This window comes from Streptomyces beihaiensis (genome assembly GCF_026274175.1).
Classification (GTDB): domain Bacteria; phylum Actinomycetota; class Actinomycetes; order Streptomycetales; family Streptomycetaceae; genus Streptomyces; species Streptomyces beihaiensis.
In genome coordinates this window covers 1-321 of sequence record NZ_JAPHNL010000260.1, presented here as the reverse complement: position 1 = coordinate 321, position 321 = coordinate 1, and the positions used below count along the sequence as shown (strand labels likewise).

At 70.4% G+C, this 321-nt stretch carries 1 pseudogene; it reads left to right on the top strand.

The annotated features are described in order from the left end of the window. Positions 1-316: pseudogene (locus OFY01_RS32825) on the top strand (transposase); the annotation flags it as partial. Positions 317-321 lie beyond the last annotated feature (5 nt).

Sequence of the window (321 nt, the reverse complement as noted above, 5' to 3'; positions counted from 1 at the left end):
GGCGCCCGCGCACCCGAGCGGACAAGGCCGCGCGGACAAGGCTTACGGGTCCCGCGCGAACCGCGCCTACCTGCGCAAGCGTGGGATCCGCTGCACGATCCCGGAGAAGCGCGACCAGGTCGCCCACCGCCTCAAGCGCGGCTTGCGTGGTGGGCGTCCGCCGAAGTTCGACGCGGAGGATTACAAGGCTCGCCACGCGGTCGAGTGCGGGATCAATCGCCTCAAGCGCCACCGCGCGGTCGCTACCCGCTACGACAAACTCGCCGTCCGCTACGAGGCAACCGTGCTGGTCGCGGCCATCAACGAGTGGCTGTGAGCCGC